This is a genomic window from Pseudomonas sp. TE3786, assembly GCF_054057335.1.
The window spans coordinates 192,330-208,477 of record NZ_JBSRZF010000006.1 but is presented as its reverse complement, the minus strand read 5'-3'; the positions used below and the strand labels follow the sequence as shown (position 1 = coordinate 208,477).

The window sequence follows — 16,148 nt, the reverse complement described above, 5'->3', positions numbered from 1 at the left end:
TGCGCGCCCTGAGGAGAACGCCTGATGACCACTTTGTTGCTGCACTGCCGCCCCGGTTTCGAAAGCGAGGTGTGCGCTGAAATAAGCGACCACGCCGCCCGCCTGGATGTGGCGGGGTACGCCAAGGCCAAACCGAATAGCGCCTATGCCGAATTCATTTGCACCGACGCCGACGGCCCTGAGCGTCTGATGCGTGGCCAGCGCTTCGCCCAGCTGATTTTTCCCCGCCAGTGGGCCCGTGGGCAGTTTATCGACCTGCCGGAAACCGACCGCATCAGCGTATTGCTCAGCCATCTGCAGGACCTGCCGGTGTGCGGCAGCCTGTGGTTGGAAGTGCTGGACACCAACGACGGCAAAGAACTGTCGAACTTCTGCAAAAAATTCGAAGTGCCGCTGCGCAATGCCCTGAAAAAGGCCGGGCGTCTGGTGGATGACGAGCGCAAGCCGCGCCTGTTGCTGACCTTTAAAAGCGGCCGCGAAATGTTCCTCGGACTGGCTGAAAGCAATAACTCGGCGTTCTGGGCCGGCGGTATTCCCCGTCTGAAATTCCCCCGCGAAGCGCCGAGCCGCTCGACCCTCAAGCTGGAGGAGGCCTGGCACCAGTTCATTCCGCGGGAGGAATGGGATGAGCGTCTGAACGGCGATATGACCGGCGTTGACCTGGGTGCCTCGCCAGGCGGCTGGACCTACCAGCTGGTCCGCCGCGGTATGCTGGTGACCGCTATCGACAACGGGCCGATGGCTGAAAGCCTGATGGACACTGGCCTGGTGCAGCATCTGATGGTTGATGGTTTCACCTGGACACCCAAGCAGCCGGTGGACTGGATGGTCTGCGATATCGTCGAGAAGCCGGCGCGCAACGCCGCCTTGCTGGAAACCTGGATAGGCGAGGGGCATTGTCGCGAAGCGGTGGTCAACCTGAAGCTGCCGATGAAACAGCGTTACGCCGAAGTGAAGCGTTTGCTCGTACGTCTCGAAGAAGGCTTCAAGGCCCGTGGGGTAAAGGCCAGCATCAGCTGCAAGCAGCTGTACCACGACCGTGAAGAAGTTACCTGTCACCTGCGTCGGCTAAGCAAATAGCCACGCCCGTTACCGGAGTTGTTTATGTCTGAATTCGATCCCGCTGCGCTGCTGGACGGCACCCTGGATGCCACCGGCCTGTTCTGCCCGGAGCCGGTGATGATGCTGCACAACAAAGTGCGCGACCTGCCGGCTGGCGGCTTGCTCAAAGTCATCGCCACCGACCCCTCGACCCGCCGCGATATTCCCAAGTTCTGCGTGTTCCTCGGCCATGAGCTGGTGCAGCAGCAGGAAGAGGCGGGCACTTACCTGTACTGGATTCGCAAGAAAACCGAAGGTTAGCGCCCCCGTAGGAGCGGCTTTAGCCGCGATGCTTTTAATCTGAGCAGCGTCGCGGCTAAAGCCGCTCCTACGGGACCGAAGTCAGGCACGAGCATCGTGAATCCTGATGCGCTTCTTGGCGCTGCGCATCAGGCGCACCGTCAACATCACCGCCGCGCACGTCAGCCCGACGATCAACCCCTGCCACAAGCCCTTCGGCCCGCTCGGCGCGCCGAACCAGTGCGACAGCCCCAGCGCGTAGCCCACCGGCAGCCCAATGCCCCAGTAAGCAAACAGCGTCATGACCATGGTCACCCGGGTGTCCTGATAGCCGCGTAGCGCGCCGGCCGCCGTTACCTGCACGGCATCGGAGAACTGGTACAGCGCGGCGAATACGATCAGCGCCGAGGCGACCTGAATCACCCTGGGGTCGGGCGTGTAGATCGCCGCAATCTCGCTGCGCAGGTTAAGCATGACGGTGCAAAACAAGGCGGCAAATGCCAGCGCAGTAAGAATCCCCACGCCGGCGACAAAGCGCGCCTGGCGTGGGTCGCCAGCGCCAAGGGCGTGGCCGACCCGCACGGTGACGGCCATGCCCAGGGCATACGGGATCATGAATGTGAGTGAGCTGAAGTTCAGCGCCACCTGGTGGCCGGCGACCACGTCGGCACCGAGGCTGCCGATCAGCAGCGCGATCACGGCAAAGATGCTCGACTCGGCAAACACCGCAATACCAATCGGCAGGCCGATGCTCAGCAGGCGTTGAATCGGCTCCCAGCGCGGCCATTCGAAATGGCTGAACAGCCCGGCGTTTTTATATACCGGCGCCCAGCGCACCCAGGCCAGCATGGCGAAGAACATGCACCACATCGCCACCGCCGTGGCCCAGCCGCAGCCCGCGCCGCCGAGGGCGGGCAGGCCGAAGTGGCCATAGATAAAGACGTAGTTCAGCGGGATATTCAGCAGCAGGCCGAGCAGGCCGATCATCATGCTCGGCCGGGTACGGCCCAGGCCGTCGCTGAAGCAGCGCAGCACGTAGTACAGCGCCACCGAAGGAATGCCGCAGCCGATGCCGTACAGATAGATCATGGTCGGGCCGATCAGCTCCGGATCGACCTTCATCACCCGCAGCACCGGCTCGGCATTCCATAGCAGCACGCCCGCCGTGATGCCGACCACCAGCGCCAGCCACAACGCCTGGCGTACCAGGGCACCGATCTCGGTTTCCTGGCCGGCGCCAAAGCGTTGCGCCACTTTCGGGGTGGTGGCGAGCAGGATGCCGGTCATCAGCAGAAACACCGGTACCCAGATCGAATTACCCAGGGCTACCGCGGCCAGGTCGCGAGGGCCGACGCGGCCGGCCATGACGGCGTCGACAAAACCCATCGCCGAGTGCGACAGCTGGGCGATCATGATGGGCAGGGCAAGGACCAGCAGGGTGCGCAATTCGCGCATAGAGCGATTGAGGCGGGATTCGCGGGCGATCACAGGGCAGTCCGTTTCTGTTATCAAGAGCTATCAAGTGCGCACTGTATCGGCAGTGGTGGCCGGGCACTGGCTTTTGTCCGAGTCTGCTTTTGTGGTTAAAAAGCGCTTGAGGCGCGTGCTGCGCCAGGACAGAGCTTGCAAAGGAGCGGCGAGTTTAGCCTTTGACGCAGCAGTCAGGAAAGGGTCAGACGCAATCCGCCGTCGCCCCGCGCCGGCTTACGCCCTAGAATGGCCGCCAGCCTTCTGGAGCCTGTCATGCGAATTCTTGCCGACGAGAACATCCCCCTGCTGGACGAATTTTTTGCCGAATTCGGCGAGATCGAACGCCTGCCCGGGCGCGCTTTCGACCGCGCCGCCGTGGCCCGCGCCGACGTGCTGCTGGTGCGTTCGGTAACCCAGGTCAATCGCACCTTGCTGGAGGGCAGCAAGGTGCGTTTTGTCGGCACCTGCACCATTGGCACTGATCATCTGGATCTCGATTATTTCGCCGAACAGGCTATCGGCTGGTCCAGCGCGCCGGGCTGCAATGCCCGCGGTGTGGTGGACTACGTGCTCGGCAGTTTGCTCAGCCTGGCCGAGGTCAGTGGCGCTGATCTGGCCCAGCGCACCTATGGCGTGGTGGGCGCGGGGCAGGTCGGTGGGCGTCTGGTGGATGTCCTGCGCGGTCTGGGTTGGCAAGTGCTGGTGTGCGACCCGCCCCGCCAGGCGGCGGAGGGCGGCGACTATGTCAGCCTGGAGCAGATCATCCAGCGTTGCGATGTGATCAGCTTGCATACGCCCTTGATCGCCAGTACTCGCCATCTGCTCGACGCCGAGCGCCTGGCCCGGTTGCAACCCGGCACCTGGCTGATCAATGCCAGCCGCGGCGCGGTGGTGGATAACGCGGCCCTGCGCGATCTGTTGCGCCAGCGCGACGATCTGGACGCGGTGCTGGATGTCTGGGAAGGCGAGCCCCAGGTCGACCCCGATCTGGCCGAGCTGTGCCTGCTGGCCACCCCGCATATCGCCGGCTACAGCCTGGACGGTAAATTGCGTGGTACAGCGCAGATCTATCAAGCCTTCTGCGCGCATTTCAAACTGACACCCCGAGTTGAGCTGGACGATCTGTTGCCCGCCTATTGGCTTACCGAGTTTGGTCTGGATGCTGCCACGCCGGTACCGGTGGCGCTGGCTTCGCTATGCCGGGCGATTTACGACCCGCGTCGCGACGATGCCGATTTCCGCCGCAGCCTGGTGGGCAACGCAAGCGAGCGCAAAGCCGCGTTCGACGCTCTGCGCAAGCATTACCCGGCGCGACGGGAGATCGATGGTCTGCATGTGAAATTGAGCGGCGAAGCGCCAGCGCTGGCGCAGCTGGTGCGGGCGTTGGGTGGCACCTTGGTATAGCGGGGCGGAAATTGCCTTTTTGCAGGAATCGCGGCTCAAGCCCCTCCCACAGCGAAAGGTGCGGGCTCATAGCAATGAGAGCCCTGTGGGAGGGTTAGCCGCGATGTTTTTAATCTTCGATCAATCCTGTTCAGGCTCGCCCAGCGCCGCTTCTTCCAGTTGTTCGCAGGCCTGTTGAACCATGCCTTCGGTAATCGGGATTTCCCGGCCCTGGGCATCGATGATGGCACCGCCCACAGGGTGCTGGGGTGGCAAAGGTACAACGCGGCGTTCAGCGGTATGCAGGGTGTGCAAGCTCATGGCCTGTCTCCTCATCAGGTGGTGTGCCGAGGGTAGTCGGCACAGATGAAAGCCCAATGACAAACACGCCACCGCGTGCCGCCATCCCTTCAACTGGGCATTGTTTTTGTGAATCAACGTGGGCCAACTAGTTCCCACTTTTTGAGGGGCGTATGTCGGTTTTTCATCTGGGTCTGATCATCAATCCGCTGGCCGGCCTGGGTGGCCCGGCTGGCCTTAAAGGCAGCGATGGCGTGGCCGTCGAGGCGTTGGCCCGTGGCGCTGAGCCGCGCGCCGCAGAGCGTACCCGGGTGGCGTTGGAGCTGCTGGTGCCGCTGCGCGAGCGTTTGGAGTTTCTGACGTTTCCCGGCCCCATGGGCGGTGAACTGCTGGCCGAGATGGGCTTCAAGCACCGCCTATTGGGCGAGTTAAGCGCTGGCGAAACCACTGCGGATGACACCCGTAACGCTGTGCAGGCGCTGCAAGCCAACGGTGTCGCCTTGCTGCTGTTTGCCGGCGGCGATGGCACGGCGCGGGATGTCTGCGCCGTGGCCCGGGAGGGGCAGGCGGTGTTGGGTATTCCCGCCGGGGTGAAGATTCAGTCCGGCGTCTATGCGATCAGCCCCCGTGCCGCTGGCGAGTTGACCCGCCGTCTGGTGGAAGGCGGCCTGGTGCGCCTGGGCCAGGGCGAAGTGCGCGATATCGACGAAACCGCCCTGCGGGCCGGCCGGGTAGCGGCGCGCTGGTACGGCGAGCTGAGCGTGCCGCAGGAAGGCGGCTTTGTGCAGCAGGTGAAGCAGGGTGGCATGGAGTCCGAGGAGCTGGTGCTCAGCGAGATCGCCGCCTGGCTGGAAGACACCTGGCAACAGGATGTGCGCTACGTGTTCGGCCCCGGTTCGACCCTGCATGGCCTGGCCCATAACCTCGGGCTGCAAACCACTTTGCTTGGCGTCGATGTGATTGAAAACGGCCGGGTGCTGGCGCTGGATGTGACCGAGGCGCAGCTGTTCGAACGGGTGCACGGCAAACCGGCAATGCTGCTGGTCACCGCCATTGGCGGCCAGGGCCATATTCTCGGGCGCGGCAACCAGCAGATCAGCCCGCGTGTGCTGCGCAGCATTGGCTTGGACAACCTGCGGGTGGTGGCGACCAAGCGCAAACTCGCCACTCTCGAAGGTCGGCCGCTGTTGGTGGATAGCGGCGATGCGCAGTTGGACGACAGCTTCCCCGATGTGGCCAAGGTGTGGGCCGGGTACAAGGAGGAGTTGCTCTACCCCGTCGCTACTTTTCCGGGCTTGACGTTGCCCCTGTAGGTGCGGCTTCAGCCGCGCTGGCCGGGCCTGAAAAAAAGATCAACAGCATCGCGGCTGAAGCCGCTCCGACAGGAGAATGCAGGCCTCTGTGGGATCAATGTCAGCTCAATGATTTCTTTGTTTGCCGCTTGTTGTCCGTCCCAACCGTCCCCATCTACCACGCTAGCCTTCCTCTCTCTGCGAGCCCCGCATGATCTCCATTTTGTCTTCCCGCCAGCGCAAGGCGCTGCGCATGACCCGCGAGTTTGTGGCGCCCTATCGCTGGCAGGTGATCGGTGCCCTATTTGCGCTGATGTTTACCGCCGGCATCACGCTGTTTATGGGGCAGGGGGTAAAGCTGTTGGTGGACAAGGGTTTCGCTACCCAGTCGCCGCAGATGCTCAACCAGTCCATCGCGCTGTTTATGGTGCTGGTGGTGGCCCTGGCGGTAGGCACCTTTACCCGTTTTTATCTGGTGTCGTGGATTGGCGAACGCTTTGTCGCCGATATCCGCAAAAAGGTCTTCAACCATCTGATCACCCTGCATCCGGGCTTCTACGAGAGCAATCGCAGCTCGGAAATCCAGTCGCGGCTGACCGCCGACACCACCTTGCTGCAGTCGGTGATCGGTTCCTCGCTGTCGTTGTTTCTGCGTAACGCGCTGATGCTGGTGGGCGGCATCGTGCTGCTGTTTGTCACCAACCCCAAATTGTCGTTGATCGTGATTGCCGCGTTGCCGCTGGTGATCGCGCCGATCCTGATTTTCGGCCGGCGGGTGCGCAGCCTGTCACGCCTGAGCCAGGACCGGGTCGCCGATGTCGGCAGCTATGTCGGCGAAAGCCTGGGGCAGATCAAGACCGTGCAGGCCTATAACCATCAGGAGCAGGACAAACGCCGCTTCGGCAGCACGGTGGAGGAGGCTTTTGAAACCGCGCGCAAGCGTATTTCCCAGCGCGCCTGGCTGATCAGTGTGGTGATTCTGCTGGTGCTCGGTGCCGTCGGGGTGATGCTTTGGGTGGGTGGCATGGATGTGATCGCCGGGCGTATCAGCGGCGGTGAGCTGGCGGCGTTTGTGTTTTACAGCCTGATTGTCGGTACCGCCTTCGGCACCCTGAGCGAGGTGCTGGGCGAGTTGCAGCGCGCGGCCGGGGCCGCCGAGCGGATTGCCGAGTTGCTGCAGGCGCGCAGTGAAATCAAGGCACCGAGCAATGATCTACTGGTGTTGCCGGAGCGGGTCAGTGGCCGTATCGAGCTGGATGCACTGCGCTTTGCCTATCCGACCCGCCGCGATCGGTTTGCCGTGGATGGCATCAGCCTGCAGATCGAACCGGGGGAAACCCTGGCCCTGGTCGGGCCGTCCGGGGCGGGCAAATCGACCCTGTTCGACTTGCTGCTGCGCTTTTTCGACCCGCAGGAAGGGCAGATTCGCGTTGAAGGCCTGCCCATCGCCCAGCTCGACCCCAGCGATTTGCGCCGCTGCTTTGCCCTGGTGTCGCAGAATCCGGCGCTGTTCTTTGGCAGTGTCGAGGACAACATCCGCTATGGCCGTGCCTCGGCCAGCCAGGCAGAAGTGGAAGCGGCCGCCCGTGCTGCGCATGCCCATGAGTTCATCATGGCCCTGCCCGAGGGCTACAAAACCCACCTGGGGGATGGCGGTTTAGGTTTGTCGGGCGGCCAGCGTCAGCGCCTGGCGATTGCCCGTGCCCTGCTGGTGGAAGCGCCGATCCTGCTGCTGGACGAAGCCACCAGCGCCCTCGATGCCGAAAGCGAACACCTGATTCAACAGGCGCTGCCGACCCTGATGGCCGGGCGTACCACCCTGGTGATCGCCCATCGCCTGGCCACGGTGAAAAGCGCGGATCGCATTGCGGTGATCGACAAGGGTCAGTTGGTGGCCCTGGGCAGCCACGCGCAGTTGGTCAGCAGCAACCCGCTGTACCGCCGGCTGGCCGAGTTGCAGTTCAATACCATCGAGGGCGAGGCGGACGTCACTCAGCCCGCTTGATATCCCGCGGCTGGTTCTTCGCCGGCTGCGGTTTTACGGTCAGGGCCACGCCAAGGGCAGCCACGATGATTGCGCCAATCGCCAGCCATTGGGTGTGGCTGAGGCGCTCCTGCAGGAAGATCAACCCGGACAGTGCCGCAATCGCCGGCTCCATGCTCATCAAGGTGCTGAACGTACGCGCCGGCAGGCGGGTCAGGGCAAACATTTCCAGGCTATAGGGCAGGGCGGTCGACAGGATTGCCACGCCAATCGCCACCGGCAGCAGGCTGATATGGAACATGGCGCTGCCCGCTGAAAACACGCCGATGGGAAACACGATCACCGCAGCGACCACGGTGCCCAGGGCTACGGTGTGGTTGCCGTGCTCGGCACCGGCGCGCTGGCCGAAAATAATGTACAGCGCCCAGCACACGCCGGCACCGAGTGCCAGGGCGATGCCGGTGGGGTCGAGCTGGGTGTCGGTGGGGTTGATCGGCAGCAGCAAGCCAATGCCCAGAACCGCCAGGGCAATCCAGACAAAATCGATAAAGCGCCGCGACGACAGCATCGCCAACACCAGTGGTCCGGTGAACTCCAGCGCCACGGCAATGCCCAGCGGGATGGTTTTCAGCGCCATATAAAACATCAGGTTCATCACGCCCAGCGAGGCACCGTAACCGATCAGCGAGGGCAGTGCGGCGCGGTTCAGGCGTGTGCGCCAGGGCTGCATCACCAGGCACAGAATGATTGCTCCCAGGCTCAGGCGCAGGGCTGAAACGCCCTCGGCACCAACGGCCGGGAAAATGCCCTTGGCCAAGGCTGCGCCGCCCTGAATCGAGCTCATGGCGATGATCAGCAGCAGAATGGGGAGGGCGATGGAGACAGCGGGTTTGGACCCAGGCATGGGAGTGTCCGGTTGCAGCGTGGCAGTGAGCAAGAGGGTGGTGCGGCGAATCGTGGCTTTAGCCGCTCCTACGGACTGCACAATCCGTAGGAGCGGCTAAAGCCGCGATCCACAAGTCGGGCGGCTTTAGCCGCTCCTGATTTTTTATAGACGCTTAACGGGTGAAACTCAGCGGTACTCGCACAGGTAGGCGGTATCCACGGCGACTTTCAGCTGGAACTTGCTGTTGGCCGGCACGGTGAACTTGCTGCCGGCTTCAAAGGTTTCCCAGGCATCGTTGCCTGGCAGCTTCACAGTCAGGGCACCGGCCACGACATGCATGATTTCCAGCTGGCTGGTGCCGAATTCGTATTCGCCAGCGGCCATCACGCCGATGGTGGCCGGGCCTTGGGCCATGCCGAAGGCGATGGATTTGACGGTGCCGTCGAAGTACTCGTTGACCTTGAACATGGCGGTTTCCTTGAAGGGACGAAAAAGGGTCGGCCAGTATGCCCAAGCGTGTTGCCCTCGTCACCCTCGTGGCGCTTGCAAAGGCGCGGTCTTAACTGGCTGGCAGGGCCAGAGGCAACAGCCGCGCGGTGTTGCGCGCATCTTCCAGGGCGCGGTGCTGCTGGCCCTGAAAGCTCAGACCAGCCAATTGCAGCGCGGTGTTCAAACTTACTGGCTTCTGCAACTGCCGCGCCTTGGCAAAACGCTGCTTGAGGTTGAGGTGCGGCACCGCGCTGAGCAGGCTGCTGAGCTGGTGCTGCTGCCAATCCTGTTCCAGCTGTTTGCGGTCGTAGTCGCCCCAGCTGGCCCAACCCACCAGGCGCGGTTGATGGGCGGCCAGCCAGCGCTCGAACAACGGCCAGACAGCCGCCAGGGGCGCGGCGGTATCGACGTTCGTCTGGGTGATATGGGTCAGCTGTTTGCAGAAGGTGGTGAGGTGCGGGCGCCGCAGCGGGCGGACGAAACGCTGGAAATGGTCGACTTCACGACCCTGCGCGTTCACCAGGCTGGCGCCGATTTCGATGATTTCCATGTCTGCAACCGGCCAGCCACCTTCTTCTGTGGTGGCCTCCAGGTCGATCACCAACCAATATCCCATGGTTCTCTCCGTCCGTTGGGCAAGCAGTATGGAAGGCCTTTCGACGCCCCGCAAACCCCATGCCAGGGGCCTGCGCGGGTTTTGACCGAGAAGCCGGGGGATTTTCTCCCGGTCAATTCGTCAGGGCGCTCTAAGCTTGCTGTAACCCAATGAAGGAGATGAGCAATGGCGACTGTGGCATTTATCGGGCTCGGCACCATGGGATTTCATATGGCTGGCCACCTGGCCTGCGAAGGGCATCAGGTGACCGTGTACAACCGCACGGCGGACAAGGTAGAGCTGTGGTGCGACGAGTTTGCCGGCGAAAGCGCCGAGACCCCGCGTGAGGCAGCGCAGGGGGCCGAGCTGGTGATGACCTGTGTGGGCAATGACCAGCATCTGCGTGCGGTGTTGCTGGGCGAAAGCGGCGCGTTTGCCGGTATGGCAGCGGGCAGCGTGCTGGTGGATCACACCACGGCCTCTGCCGATATCGCCCGGGAAATGGCCACCCTGGCCGCCGAGCGCGAGCTGGGCTTTCTCGATGCGCCGGTGTCGGGCGGCCAGTCCGGTGCCGAAAGCGGCATGCTGACGGTGATGGTCGGTGGCGATGCGGCGCTCTATCAGCGCGCGGCACCGGTGATCGAAAGCTACGCCAAGCTGGTCCGGCTGATGGGGCCGGTGGGCAGCGGGCAACTGACCAAGATGGTCAATCAGATCTGTGTCGGCGGCTTGCTGCAGGGGCTGGCCGAGGCGCTGCACTTTGCCCGCAAGTCCGGGCTGGATGTGCAGAGTGCGATGGAAGTGATCAGCCAGGGCGCGGCGCAATCCTGGCAATTGGAGCACCGCTACCAGACCATGCTGGAAGACAAATTCGACTTTGGTTTTGCCGTGGACTGGATGCGCAAGGATTTTGCCATTGTCTTCGAAGAGGCCCAGCGCAACGGCGCGCAATTGCCGATCACCCAGTTGGTGGACCAGTTTTACGCCGAGGTGCAAGGGCAGGGCGGCGGGCGCTGGGACACCTCCAGCCTGATTACCCGTCTGAAGTAGGCCGCTGGCGGCTTTGCGGCGTCCGACGGCACAGGTAGAATCGCCGCCCGTTACCGGCTGCAGCCTGTCTGCCCGGAGCGATCAGAACCTCACGAGGTAGTTGTCGTCATGATTTGCCGCGCCGGCTGCGGTGCCTGTTGCATCGCCCCCTCCATCAGCTCGCCGATTCCCGGTTTGCCCAATGGCAAGCCGGCTGGCGAACGTTGTTTGCATCTGTCGGTCGATAATTTGTGCGCGTTGTTCGGCTTGCCCGAACGGCCGGCGGTGTGTTCCGCATTTGGTGCAGATCCCGAGGTGTGCGGTGACAGCAGCGACGAGGCGATTCGTCTGCTCGGCTGGCTGGAGCAAGCCACCGCGCTCGGTGTGGGTTCTACCCTCCAATAACGTCAGGGGCGTACCGCGTACCCTGGGTTTCATCAGTAAGGAGTTCGTGATGGGTTTGCTAAGTCGTGTGGCGGGCGTTTGCGCCCTGAGTCTATTGGCCTCTGCTGTGGCCCAGGCCGAAGACTGGAAAGTGGCCAAGGACGAAGACGGCATCAAAGTCTTTCTCAGCGAAGTCCCGGGCTCGCAGTACAAAGCCTACCGTGGCGTTACCACCATCAAGAGCGATATCGCCACCCTGCGCAAATTGCAGGAAGACGTCAGTGGCTCGTGCAAGTGGATCTTCCAGTGCAGCGAGCAGAAGCTGATTAAAAGCGAAGGTGCCGAAAGCTGGACCTACACCCGATTCAGCCCGCCGTGGCCGGTAACCGCACGGGATTCGATCATCCACGTCACCACCACTGAAGAAGCCGACGGCAGCGTGCTGCGCAAACTCGAAGGCTTGCCCACCTACCAGCCGGAAGAGAAGGGTTATGTGCGCGTGACCAAGGTCGACGGCTTCTGGAAAATGACGCCCAAAGGCGCGGGTGAGGTGGAAGTGGTGTACCAGGTGACCACCGAGCCGGGCGGCAGCGTGCCGTCATGGTTGGCCAACAGTTTTGTAGTGGATGCGCCGTTCAAGACCCTGCAGGGCATGAAAGAGCGCGCAGAGAAATAAAGGCAATTCCGTAGGAGGCTTTGGCCGCGAGGCTTTGCGCAGGCAAGGGCAGCGCGGCTGAAGCCGCTCCTACGGGGCGCGTAGACAATAAAAAACCCCGCCGAAGCGGGGTTTTTTATTGCTGCATGCAGCTTACTTGCGGTCTTTCAAGGCAGTGATATCGCGCTGCTCGTAGCCGGTGTAGAGCTGGCGCGGACGGCCAATCTTGTACGGGCTGGAGAGCATTTCTTTCCAGTGCGAAATCCAGCCGACGGTCCGCGCCAGGGCGAAGATCACGGTGAACATGCTGGTCGGAATGCCGATCGCTTTGAGGATGATGCCCGAGTAGAAGTCGACGTTCGGGTACAGGTTGCGTTCCTTGAAGTACGGATCGGTCAGGGCGATCTCTTCCAGGCGCATGGCCAGTTCCAGCTGCGGGTCGTTCTTGATGCCGAGTTCTTTCAGCACTTCGTCGCAGGTCTGCTTCATTACGGTGGCGCGTGGGTCACGGTTTTTGTAAACCCGGTGACCGAAGCCCATCAACTTGAACGGATCATTCTTGTCTTTGGCCTTGGCGATGAACTTGTCGATGTTTTCGACGCTGCCGATCTCGTCCAGCATGGTCAGTACGGCTTCGTTGGCACCGCCGTGGGCAGGGCCCCAGAGTGCAGCGATACCGGCAGCGATACAGGCGAACGGGTTGGCACCCGAAGAGCCGGCCAGACGCACGGTGGAGGTGGAAGCATTCTGTTCGTGGTCGGCGTGGAGGATAAAGATCCGATCCATTGCCTTGGCCAGTACCGGGCTGATCGGTTTGATCTCGCACGGGGTGTTGAACATCATGTGCAGGAAGTTTTCAGCGTAGGTCAGGTCGTTACGCGGGTACATCATGGGTTGGCCCATGGAGTACTTGTAAACCATCGCGGCCAGGGTTGGCATTTTTGCCACCAGGCGAATGGCCGAAATCTCGCGGTGTTGCGGGTTATTGATGTCCAGCGAGTCGTGGTAGAACGCCGAGAGGGCACCGACTACGCCACACATGACGGCCATCGGGTGGGCGTCGCGGCGGAAGCCGTTGAAGAAGGTTTTCAGCTGCTCGTGAACCATAGTGTGGTTTTTCACGGTGCTGACGAATTTGGCTTTCTGTTCGGCTGTGGGCAGTTCGCCGTTCAGCAACAGGTAGCAGGTTTCCAGGTAGTCGGACTGCTCAGCCAATTGCTCGATCGGGTAGCCGCGGTGCAACAGGATGCCTTTGTCACCATCGATATAGGTGATCTTCGACTCGCACGAGGCGGTCGACATAAAGCCAGGATCAAAAGTGAAATGGCCCGTGGCGGTGAGGCCCCGTACGTCTACAACATCGGGACCAACGGTGCCGGATAAAACGGGCAGCTCGACGGGGGCTGCGCCCTCGATGATCAACTGCGCTTTTTTGTCAGCCATGTGTGGCCTCCTATTTATGCTTGAAATCACCAGACTGCCCCCCACGCAGGGCCCGCCACACTATAGAGAGATAAATTCCAAAGTCAATTTGCGAGAACCCATATGCCAGAAGGGTTGCAGCGGTGTTTGCCATTGAATTTCGCGCTATTTACGCCTTTTATTCGTCGAGCGCAATGAGCGGTTTGGGGTAGGCCTTTTCGTTGTCATTAGTAACCTAACTGTCTATACTCCCCCACCGACCGCCAGGGCCGTTAAAGCCTTTATTCTGGTGGTTGTCACTCCCGGGGCAGTGGGTCTGACCAGTGCACTTCCCGACAACTTTGCCCTGATTGTTAGGGGCCCTTCCGTGTGAAAAAAGCCGTGAATAGCCAAAGACCTGTAAACCTAGACTTAAGGACGATCAAACTCCCAGTCACTGCTTACACGTCCATCTTGCACCGGATTTCCGGTGTCATTCTCTTCGTGGGCCTCGCTGTGCTGTTGTATGCACTCGACAAGTCCCTCGAATCCGAGGATGGCTTCAAGCAGGTGGCCGCGTGCCTGGCCAGCCCTCTGGCCAAGTTTGTGATTTGGGGCCTGCTCTCCGCTCTGCTGTATCACTTGGTGGCCGGTGTACGCCATCTGATTATGGACGTGGGTGTTGGTGAGACGCTGGAAGGCGGCAAACTGGGCTCGCAAATCGTACTCGTCGTTTCGGCGGTAGTGATCGTGCTGGCGGGAGTGTGGATATGGTAACTAACGTCACGAACTTTTCGCGCTCCGGGCTATATGACTGGATGGCCCAGCGCGTGTCTGCGGTTGTACTCGCGGCTTACTTCCTCTTCCTTATTGGATACCTCGTGGTTCACCCAGGCCTGGACTACACCGTCTGGCATGGTCTGTTCTCGCAGAACTGGATGCGCATTTTCAGCCTGCTGGCTCTGGTTGCTCTGGGCGTTCACGCCTGGGTTGGTATGTGGACGATCTCCACGGACTACCTGACCCCTATGGCGTTGGGCAAATGGGCGACCGGTGTGCGTTTTCTGTTCCAGGCAGCGTGTGGCATTGCCATGTTCGCGTACTTCGTCTGGGGCGTGCAGATTCTTTGGGGTATCTGATTCATGGCTAACATTAATACGCTTTCCTTCGATGCCATCATTATTGGTGGTGGCGGTGCCGGGATGCGCGCCGCACTGCAGCTGGCCCAGGGCGGCCACAAGACTGCAGTAGTCACCAAGGTGTTCCCGACCCGCTCGCACACTGTGTCGGCGCAGGGCGGCATCACCTGCGCCATCGCGTCGGCCGACCCGAACGATGATTGGCGCTGGCACATGTACGATACCGTCAAGGGTTCCGACTACATCGGTGACCAGGACGCTATCGAATACATGTGTTCTGTAGGCCCGGAAGCCGTGTTCGAACTGGAACACATGGGTCTGCCGTTCTCCCGTACCGAACAAGGCCGCATCTATCAGCGTCCGTTCGGTGGCCAGTCGAAAGACTTCGGCAAGGGTGGTCAGGCTGCACGTACTTGCGCCGCCGCTGACCGTACCGGTCACGCCCTGCTGCACACCCTGTACCAGGCCAACCTGAAAGCCGGCACCGTATTCCTCAACGAGTACTACGGCGTCGATCTGGTGAAGAATGAAGAGGGTGCCTTTGTCGGCATGATCGTCATCTGCATCGAAACCGGCGAAACCTCTTATGTACGCGCCAATGCCACTGTTCTGGCAACGGGCGGTGCAGGCCGTATCTACTCGTCCACCACCAATGCCCTGATCAACACCGGTGACGGCGTTGGTATGGCGCTGCGTGCTGGCGTGCCGGTACAAGACATTGAAATGTGGCAGTTCCACCCGACCGGTATCGCCGGTGCCGGTGTACTGGTTACCGAAGGCTGCCGCGGTGAAGGCGGTTACCTGATCAACAAGCACGGCGAGCGTTTCATGGAGCGTTACGCTCCGAACGCCAAAGACTTGGCTGGTCGTGACGTTGTGGCCCGTTCGATGGTTAAAGAGATCATTGCCGGTAACGGCTGTGGCCCGGATGGCGACCACGTAATGCTGAAACTCGATCACCTCGGTGAAGAAGTTCTGCATAGCCGTCTGCCAGGGATCATGGAACTGTCCAAGACCTTTGCCCACGTTGACCCTGCTGTAGCGCCAATTCCGGTTGTTCCAACCTGCCACTACATGATGGGCGGCGTTGCCACCAACATTCATGGTCAGGCGATCACCCAGGACGCCGAAGGCGTTGACCAGATCATTCCAGGCCTGTTCGCTGTAGGCGAAGTGGCGTGCGTATCGGTACACGGTGCCAACCGTCTGGGCGGCAACTCGCTGCTCGATCTGGTGGTGTTCGGTCGTGCTGCTGGTCTGTTCCTGGAGCAAACGCTGAAAGAAGGCGTCGACTACTCACGCGCTCGCCAGTCCGACATCGACGCTGCCATGGCACGTCTGGATGGTCTGAACTCGCGTACTGACGGTGAAGACGTCGCTACCCTGCGCAAAGAACTGCAAAGCTGCATGCAGAACTACTTCGGTGTATTCCGTACCGGCGAATACATGCAGAAGGGTATCGCTCAGCTGGCTGACCTGCGCGTGCGCATTGCCAACGTGAAGATCAACGATAAGAGCCAGGCGTTCAACACTGCTCGTATCGAGGCGTTGGAACTGCAAAACCTGCTTGAAGTGGCTGAAGCAACGGCTATCGCCGCCGAGGTTCGTAAAGAATCGCGCGGTGCTCACGCTCGTGAAGACTACGAAGATCGGGATGACGAAAACTGGCTCTGCCACTCCCTGTATTTCCCAGGTGAGAAGCGCGTTGCCAAGCGTGCCGTCAACTTCGCGCCGAAGACTGTACCGGCGTTCGAACCCAAGATCCGTACTTACTAAGGGTGGCTGCAATGTCTAACGCCA

17 protein-coding genes are annotated in these 16,148 nt (G+C 61.4%); 11 read left to right on the top strand and 6 right to left on the bottom strand.

Annotated elements, in window-relative coordinates; genetic code table 11:
• The first annotated feature begins 24 nt into the window (after positions 1-24).
• The gene (gene rlmM / locus ACVW0Y_RS09675) at positions 25-1,080 is read left to right on the top strand and encodes a 23S rRNA (cytidine(2498)-2'-O)-methyltransferase RlmM (protein WP_457437831.1); all 1,056 of its coding nucleotides are present in this window, start codon (positions 25-27) and stop codon (positions 1,078-1,080) included.
• Positions 1,081-1,104: 24 nt separating this feature from the next.
• On the top strand, positions 1,105-1,362 hold the full coding sequence (gene tusA / locus ACVW0Y_RS09670; protein ID WP_457437830.1) for a sulfurtransferase TusA: 258 nt from the start codon (positions 1,105-1,107) through the stop codon (positions 1,360-1,362).
• A gap of 81 nt (positions 1,363-1,443) precedes the next feature.
• Here tusA and ACVW0Y_RS09665 read toward each other — a convergent pair whose 3' ends face one another.
• Positions 1,444-2,796 (bottom strand): MATE family efflux transporter, encoded by a 1,353-nt coding sequence (locus tag ACVW0Y_RS09665; RefSeq protein ID WP_457437914.1) that lies wholly within the window; start codon positions 2,794-2,796, stop codon positions 1,444-1,446.
• 288 nt (positions 2,797-3,084) lie between these two features.
• Between ACVW0Y_RS09665 and pdxB the strand changes: the two genes are divergently transcribed.
• Positions 3,085-4,215, top strand: a complete 1,131-nt coding sequence (gene pdxB, locus ACVW0Y_RS09660; RefSeq protein WP_457437829.1) for a 4-phosphoerythronate dehydrogenase PdxB — start codon at positions 3,085-3,087, stop codon at positions 4,213-4,215.
• A 120-nt stretch (positions 4,216-4,335) separates the two neighbouring features.
• On the opposite strand, the gene ACVW0Y_RS09655 is transcribed toward pdxB, so the two are convergent.
• Positions 4,336-4,515, bottom strand: coding sequence for a PA1571 family protein (locus ACVW0Y_RS09655; protein ID WP_457437828.1), 180 nt, complete (start codon positions 4,513-4,515; stop codon positions 4,336-4,338).
• Between the two features lie 152 nt (positions 4,516-4,667).
• Between ACVW0Y_RS09655 and ACVW0Y_RS09650 the strand changes: the two genes are divergently transcribed.
• Entirely contained in the window at positions 4,668-5,807 is a 1,140-nt protein-coding gene (locus ACVW0Y_RS09650; protein WP_457437826.1) for an ATP-NAD kinase family protein, read from the top strand.
• Between the two features lie 190 nt (positions 5,808-5,997).
• Positions 5,998-7,791, top strand: coding sequence for an ABC transporter transmembrane domain-containing protein (locus ACVW0Y_RS09645; RefSeq protein WP_457437825.1), 1,794 nt, complete (start codon positions 5,998-6,000; stop codon positions 7,789-7,791).
• Here ACVW0Y_RS09645 and rhtA read toward each other — a convergent pair.
• The 3 genes from rhtA to ACVW0Y_RS09630 form a co-directional block, all read right to left on the bottom strand.
• Positions 7,775-8,674: a threonine/homoserine exporter RhtA gene (rhtA, locus tag ACVW0Y_RS09640; protein WP_457437824.1), complete on the bottom strand. Its 900-nt coding sequence runs from the start codon at positions 8,672-8,674 to the stop codon at positions 7,775-7,777. The genes ACVW0Y_RS09645 and rhtA overlap by 17 nt on opposite strands.
• A 168-nt stretch (positions 8,675-8,842) precedes the next feature.
• On the bottom strand, positions 8,843-9,124 hold the full coding sequence (ppnP, locus tag ACVW0Y_RS09635) for a pyrimidine/purine nucleoside phosphorylase (protein WP_457437823.1): 282 nt from the start codon (positions 9,122-9,124) through the stop codon (positions 8,843-8,845).
• A 91-nt stretch (positions 9,125-9,215) separates the two neighbouring features.
• Positions 9,216-9,761, bottom strand: coding sequence for an exonuclease domain-containing protein (locus ACVW0Y_RS09630; protein WP_457437821.1), 546 nt, complete (start codon positions 9,759-9,761; stop codon positions 9,216-9,218).
• A 165-nt stretch (positions 9,762-9,926) separates the two neighbouring features.
• Here ACVW0Y_RS09630 and ACVW0Y_RS09625 point away from each other — a divergent pair, with 165 nt between their 5' ends.
• The 3 genes from ACVW0Y_RS09625 (at position 9,927) to ACVW0Y_RS09615 (ending at position 11,829) form a co-directional block, all read left to right on the top strand.
• Positions 9,927-10,790 carry an NAD(P)-dependent oxidoreductase gene (locus tag ACVW0Y_RS09625; RefSeq protein WP_457437820.1) on the top strand — a complete coding sequence of 288 codons (864 nt, stop codon included), beginning with the start codon at positions 9,927-9,929 and terminating at the stop codon, positions 10,788-10,790.
• A gap of 108 nt (positions 10,791-10,898) precedes the next feature.
• Positions 10,899-11,174, top strand: a complete 276-nt coding sequence (locus ACVW0Y_RS09620; RefSeq protein WP_457437818.1) for a YkgJ family cysteine cluster protein — start codon at positions 10,899-10,901, stop codon at positions 11,172-11,174.
• A gap of 49 nt (positions 11,175-11,223) precedes the next feature.
• Positions 11,224-11,829, top strand: coding sequence for an START domain-containing protein (locus ACVW0Y_RS09615; RefSeq protein ID WP_457437816.1), 606 nt, complete (start codon positions 11,224-11,226; stop codon positions 11,827-11,829).
• 132 nt (positions 11,830-11,961) lie between these two features.
• Here ACVW0Y_RS09615 and gltA read toward each other — a convergent pair whose 3' ends face one another.
• Complete coding sequence (gltA, locus tag ACVW0Y_RS09610; protein WP_457437814.1) at positions 11,962-13,251, bottom strand: citrate synthase; 1,290 nt, start codon at positions 13,249-13,251, stop codon at positions 11,962-11,964.
• Positions 13,252-13,599: 348 nt separating this feature from the next.
• On the opposite strand from gltA, the gene sdhC reads away from it, so the two are divergent.
• Genes sdhC through sdhA form a run of 3 tightly spaced genes read left to right on the top strand, consistent with a single transcriptional unit; the run spans position 13,600 to position 16,124 of the window.
• Positions 13,600-13,986, top strand: a complete 387-nt coding sequence (gene sdhC / locus ACVW0Y_RS09605) for a succinate dehydrogenase, cytochrome b556 subunit (protein WP_457437813.1) — start codon at positions 13,600-13,602, stop codon at positions 13,984-13,986.
• Positions 13,980-14,348, top strand: coding sequence for a succinate dehydrogenase, hydrophobic membrane anchor protein (sdhD, locus tag ACVW0Y_RS09600; protein ID WP_110617799.1), 369 nt, complete (start codon positions 13,980-13,982; stop codon positions 14,346-14,348). Before sdhC ends, sdhD begins: the two co-directional genes overlap by 7 nt.
• A gap of 3 nt (positions 14,349-14,351) precedes the next feature.
• Positions 14,352-16,124 (top strand): succinate dehydrogenase flavoprotein subunit, encoded by a 1,773-nt coding sequence (gene sdhA / locus ACVW0Y_RS09595; protein WP_457437811.1) that lies wholly within the window; start codon positions 14,352-14,354, stop codon positions 16,122-16,124.
• Positions 16,125-16,148: the final 24 nt, after the last annotated feature.